Raw genomic sequence first — 232 nt, forward strand, 5'->3', positions numbered from 1 at the left:
CGGTGGTGTTTCTCGCGGCGGTCGTCGCGGCGCTCGGCTTCGTGCTCGAGCTGCCGGTGCGCGGGCTGGTGGCGACATCGGGCGCGCTCGCCATCGTGCTTGGCCTTGCGATCCAGAGCACGCTCAGCGACGTGTTCGCCGGCATCGTGATCAACACGACCGAGCCGTATCACATCGGCAACTGGGTGATCATCGACGGCGTCGAGGGCAAGGTGCTGGAGATGAACTGGCG

Annotated in this window: 1 protein-coding gene; it reads left to right on the plus strand. The window is 66.8% G+C overall.

What is annotated here, in order from left to right; genetic code table 11:
• The coding region (locus SB753_RS41925; protein WP_410805803.1) for a mechanosensitive ion channel domain-containing protein at positions 1-232 on the plus strand (232 nt) is incomplete at both ends.

The organism is Paraburkholderia sp. SIMBA_053 (assembly GCF_046534895.1).
GTDB lineage: Bacteria > Pseudomonadota > Gammaproteobacteria > Burkholderiales > Burkholderiaceae > Paraburkholderia > Paraburkholderia caledonica.